6 protein-coding genes and 1 pseudogene are annotated in these 4,534 nt (G+C 70.4%); 3 read left to right on the forward strand and 4 right to left on the reverse strand.

Annotated elements, in window-relative coordinates:
• Window positions 1–261: ATP-binding cassette domain-containing protein (locus Q1N79_RS16590; protein ID WP_300609979.1), on the forward strand; the 261-nt coding region annotated here is incomplete at its 5' end.
• Between the two features lie 684 nt (window positions 262–945).
• On the opposite strand, the gene Q1N79_RS16595 is transcribed toward Q1N79_RS16590, so the two are convergent.
• Both Q1N79_RS16595 and Q1N79_RS16600 read right to left on the reverse strand, forming a co-directional pair.
• Entirely contained in the window at window positions 946–1,533 is a 588-nt protein-coding gene (locus tag Q1N79_RS16595; RefSeq protein WP_300609980.1) for a nucleotidyl transferase AbiEii/AbiGii toxin family protein, read from the reverse strand.
• A 6-nt stretch (window positions 1,534–1,539) separates the two neighbouring features.
• On the reverse strand, window positions 1,540–1,734 hold the full coding sequence (locus Q1N79_RS16600; protein ID WP_300609981.1) for a hypothetical protein: 195 nt from the start codon (window positions 1,732–1,734) through the stop codon (window positions 1,540–1,542).
• A 125-nt stretch (window positions 1,735–1,859) separates the two neighbouring features.
• On the opposite strand from Q1N79_RS16600, the gene Q1N79_RS16605 reads away from it, so the two are divergent.
• Together Q1N79_RS16605 and Q1N79_RS16610 are read left to right on the forward strand one after the other, a co-directional pair.
• The gene (locus Q1N79_RS16605; RefSeq protein WP_300609982.1) at window positions 1,860–2,207 is read left to right on the forward strand and encodes a hypothetical protein; all 348 of its coding nucleotides are present in this window, start codon (window positions 1,860–1,862) and stop codon (window positions 2,205–2,207) included.
• A gap of 50 nt (window positions 2,208–2,257) precedes the next feature.
• The gene (locus tag Q1N79_RS16610) at window positions 2,258–3,043 is read left to right on the forward strand and encodes a maleylpyruvate isomerase family mycothiol-dependent enzyme (protein ID WP_300609983.1); all 786 of its coding nucleotides are present in this window, start codon (window positions 2,258–2,260) and stop codon (window positions 3,041–3,043) included.
• Window positions 3,044–3,067: 24 nt separating this feature from the next.
• Here Q1N79_RS16610 and Q1N79_RS16615 read toward each other — a convergent pair whose 3' ends face one another.
• Both Q1N79_RS16615 and Q1N79_RS16620 read right to left on the reverse strand, forming a co-directional pair.
• Window positions 3,068–4,258 carry a 4-hydroxybenzoate 3-monooxygenase gene (locus Q1N79_RS16615; protein ID WP_300609984.1) on the reverse strand — a complete coding sequence of 397 codons (1,191 nt, stop codon included), beginning with the start codon at window positions 4,256–4,258 and terminating at the stop codon, window positions 3,068–3,070.
• A 15-nt stretch (window positions 4,259–4,273) separates the two neighbouring features.
• Window positions 4,274–4,534 (reverse strand): annotated as a pseudogene (locus Q1N79_RS16620) (Fe-S-binding domain-containing protein); the annotation flags it as partial.

Below are 4,534 nucleotides of genomic sequence, written 5' to 3' on the forward strand. Positions count from 1 at the left end.
CCGGTCGGTGAGCACGGCGCCCGGCTGTCCGGCGGGCAGCGCCAGCGGCTCGCGCTGGCCCGGGTGCTGCTCGCCGACTTCCCCGTGGTGATCCTGGACGAGCCCGCCGAGCACCTGGACGCGGCGACGGCCGAGGAGCTGACGGCGGACCTGCTGGCGGCGGTCGCGGGCCGCACCGTGCTGCTGATCACGCACCGGCCGGTTGACCCGGGCGACGTCGATCAGGTTGTCCGCCTGGACGCTGGCCGACTGGTCTCATAGGGTCGGTACCGCCTCGGAGATGGCGGGTGCTCTCGGTCGCTGGCATCGCCCGCTGCGTGCCTGCCGCGAAGATTCTGTGGCGCCTTTGAGCCGATTCTCCGCATTGCCAAATAGCATCGCCGCGCTGCGCGTAATCCGCTCCTCGTAACTGATCGTGGAGTCGAGGAGCACGCGTGGCGGACAGCGGCCTCGCAGACGCTGCGCGACAGGGTGACGTGCGCGAACAGCGACATTGCCCTGTCGCTACCCAGCAGTCGGCCCATGGACACCAGGTGGCCATAAGCGTTGACCAGCATCAGCCGGGCCTGCTGCTGACCCACCGCCAGCAGGTTCTGCTGCGCCTTACGAACCCGACTGGGTGCGTGCCTAGCACTGGCAGTGTCGACCTGGAACGCACACCCAGCAATAGGCGCGCTGGCGGCGTACGCGGTCAAGGCGGACTTGAGACCACGTGCCTCTTGCTCAAGCGCTCGCCTGGACTTTCGGGCCAGCTGCGGAAGATCTATCTCAGCAGTCGGCGGCCGGATAGTCATGAACAGATCTTGCGTACGAGGGTACGGGTTGGCAAACCGGACGGTCCCCGGCCAGGTACGCATCCAAGAGCCCCACGACCGCGTTCGCGGTTCCTTACCCACGCCATCCCGCACGCGGTCCGCAGCGTAAGTATCCACTCCCGTCCCGGGCCTATTTCCGGGCCTGGCTGATGAAGGCTGCCAGGTCTTCGGACAGGCTCTGGCCCCGGTTGAAGCCGCGTTCCTCGATCAGCGCGGCCGCTGCCCTGGCCTCATCCAGGTCGGCGTCGGACGAGGCGGCGATCAGGTAGCCGAGGTCGGTGAGGTCCTGATGGCGGCCGGCCAGGGCCTTGAGCGCGATCAGGTGCCCGGTCGACGCGACCGGCATGAACACATCCGGGAGCACTTCCAGCAGGTCGGCCCGGCGGACGATCTCGTCCTCGATGCCGGAGTTCGCGAAGAGCAGGTCGATGAACGCACTCGACGCACCCGCCTGCGGCCTGACCAGCCGCGCCGTCGCGAGCCTGTTCGCGTAGTCCTGCTCGACGAGCGACGCGAGCGCGTAGCCGCGGACCTGCAGGCGGTTGACGATGCCCTCGGCCTCCTGGTCGTCTGCGACGGCGACGGCGAGGTCGACGTCCTTAGTGAACCGGGGCTCCGCCCGGAACGCCACCGCCAAGCCGCCGACGACGGCCCACCGGGCACCGATGGCCTCAAGATCCGAAGCCGCCTGGCGCAGGACCGCATCAACCGACTGCACGCGCGCCTACCCGCGTGCCGGCAGGCGCAGCCGGTCGCCCGCCTCTCCACTCGACCTGCGCAGCCACGCCTGCACCCGGGCCTCGATCTCTTCATCCGAAGCAAACGGGTTCTCCCGCCGCATCCGCTGCCGGTACATCCGCACCCCGACATCACACATGTCGAAGACCACCCGGAACTTCTCAACATCAGCAGCGGCCATAACCCTCATTGTAGGCAGTAGCGAGCCAGTCGGCCGCCGGACACGCTGCCCGGCAGCGTAATCCCGACCGGCTGCCCCGTCTGCTCGCCGGGCGGTCCGGCACCAGCGGTGTGTACTCTCACGGCATGCTCACCGCGCTGTGGGCACTCGACTGGGAAGCCGCCATCACCACCCGGGACGCTGGCGAGTTCCCCAGCTCGGCCAGCGAGAAGCGGATGCTACGACTCGCTGCCAGCCTCGCCGGGCAGTCGACCGCCGACCTCGGCGATGCGATCACCGGCATCGACGAGCACAACGTCGGTCCAGCGCCTGCCCGCCGGAGGGAGGGAGGGAGGGAGCACGTTCACCAGCCAGTTCCTGATACCGTCGTTCTGGCTGAGGTCGCCCAGCCGGTCGTAATCGGCGGCGGTGCGATCGAAGGACTGGGCTGCGGATCTGGCGACCGCACTGAGTCCCATGACCCAGCACTCTAACGCCGACGACCTGCGCGCGCTGGGCGCAGCGCAGTCATTAGGATCATGGCGTGGATTCTGTAACCGATCCCGGTCCCTGGGTGCGCGCCGTCCGCGCCTCACACGACCGGCTCGTCGGCATCGTCGCCTCCCTGGACTCCGCTGGCCTGCGCAAGCAGTCCTACGACACGGACTGGTCGATCGCGCAGGTGCTGTCCCACCTGGGCAGCGGCGCGGAGATCTTCCAGCTGAACCTGCACGCCGGCCTGACCGGCGGCGAGCCTCCGTCGGCGGACGACTTCCGGGCGATCTGGGACGTGTGGAACGGGCGGTCGCCCGACGATCAGGCGGCCGAGAGCATCGACGCCAACGAGTCCCTGGTCACTCGCGTCGAGGCGCTCAGCGCGGAGGAGATCGCGGCGTTCCGGGTGCCCATGTTCGGCATGACGATGGACCTGGCCGGGCTGCTGCGGATGCGCCTTTCCGAGCACGCCGTGCACACCTGGGACGTCGCCGTGGCCCTCGACCCGGCCGCGCGGGTCTCCCACGAGGCGGTCGAGCTGCTGCTCCCCGGGCTGCCGCAGATGATGCCGTGGCTGGGCAAGAAGGGCGCCGACCCGGCGGTGATCGCCGTCACCACCACGGACCCGGCGGGGACCTACACGCTCGACACCGGCGGCGTCACCCTGACGCCCGGACCAGGCGACGCCGCGACGGCCGGTTCCCTGGACCTGACGGCGGAGGCGCTGCTGCGCCTGGTCTACGGGCGGCTGGACGAGTCCGTGGTGGCGCCCGGCGAGGTACGGGCATCGGGCGTGAGCCTGCCCGGGCTGCGGGCGGTGTTCCCCGGGTTCTGAGGCCCGGCGGGCGGCCGGCGGGAATCAGCCGAGGCCGGTGAACATCTCCGCGTAGTAGCGCGCAGCCGTCTCCGACGACAGCAACCGCTCCAGCCGGGCCCGCATGATCCGCTCCCTGAAGGAGCCGCCGCCCCCGACCGGGAACCCCGAGGCACCGTGCATCATCTCGGCCAGCCAGTTGGAGTACTCCTGGTACCGCCAGGTCCGCTCCAGGCAGGTGGCGGAGTAGGCCCGTAGCCCGGACTCGTCACCGCTGGCCGTGAAATCCCGGACGGCGGACGCGAAGACCTCCGCGTCGAACAGCGCGAGGTTCATTCCCTTGGCGCCCATCGGCGGGATGATGTGCGCGGAGTCGCCGAGCAGGAACAGCCGGCCATGGCTCATCGGCTCGCGGATCAGGCTGCGGAGCGGGAAGACCTCGGTCGCCGTGATCGGGCCGGCCGGCAGGTCCGGCTGGTGCAGGCGGGACTTCAGTTCGGCCCAGATCCGCTCATGCGGCCAGTCCGCGACGGTGTCCCCCTCGGCGCAGTGCAGGTAGAAGCGGCTGGCGTTCGGCCCGCGGGCGAACTGGGCCGCGTACCCGCGCTCGCCGACGGCCATCAGCGCGTGCTTGGGCGCGGGCGCGTCCGCGAGGACAGTCAGCCACCAGATGCCGTAGTCATAGGAGTGCACGGTAAGCGCGTCCGCCGGGACGCTCGCCGCGCTGACGCCCCGGTCCCCGTCACAGCCCGCGACGAAGTCGCAGCTGATCTCATGCGCCCGCCCGTCCTGGCCTGTGTAGGTGACCGCGGGCCGGTCGCTGTCCAGGTCGCGCAGCGCCACATCGGTGACCTCGAACCGCAGGTCACCGCCGTCGGCGAGGAGCGCGGCGATCAGGCCGCGGACGAGGGCCTGCTGCGGGACCGACTTGCCCACGGCCGCCAGGCCCGGCAGGTCCTCGGCGAGCAGCCGGGACCGGCCATCGACCCGGACCTCCAGGTAGTTGTTCGCCGGGAAGCCCCGCAGCACGCCGCCGAGCCCGCACTGCTCGAACATGCGGACCGCGCGGTATTCCACCAGGCCCGCGCGCTGCCGCTGCTCCACGTGGGCCCGGGTCTGCTGTTCCAGCACGATGGCGTCGATCCCGCGGGACCGCAGCAGCAGCCCCGCGGTCAGCCCGGAGACGCCGCCTCCGACGATCGCGACCGTGGTGGACTCGCGCAGCGGCTGCGTCACGATGCCTGCACAGTTCTACGACTCGCGGGCGCGGCGCTGCACGAACTCGAAGCCGAACCGGCCTTTCACGCACAGGTGACCGTGGCCGACGTCGTGCTCGAGCGGTGAGGTGACCTTGACGATCCGGTTGTCCTGGACGTGCAGCTCGAGGTTGCAGCCGACGCCGCAGTACGGGCAGATCGTGGTCGTCACGGTCTGCCTGGACTCATCCCAGGTCCCGGCCTGGCGCATGACGTACTCGCTGGCGGGCATCAGGGCCCCGGTGGGGCAGACGCC

It is taken from the genome of Trebonia sp., from assembly GCF_030042015.1.
Classification (GTDB): Bacteria; Actinomycetota; Actinomycetes; order Streptosporangiales; family Streptosporangiaceae; genus Trebonia.

What these genes read in the sequence shown, in the direction of transcription:
- Q1N79_RS16600 (WP_300609981.1), bottom strand. Translation starts at nt 1,734, where the DNA reads ATGGCCGCTGCTGATGTTGAGAAGTTCCGGGTGGTCTTCGACATGTGT.
- Q1N79_RS16605 (WP_300609982.1), top strand. Translation starts at nt 1,860, where the DNA reads ATGCTCACCGCGCTGTGGGCACTCGACTGGGAAGCCGCCATCACCACC.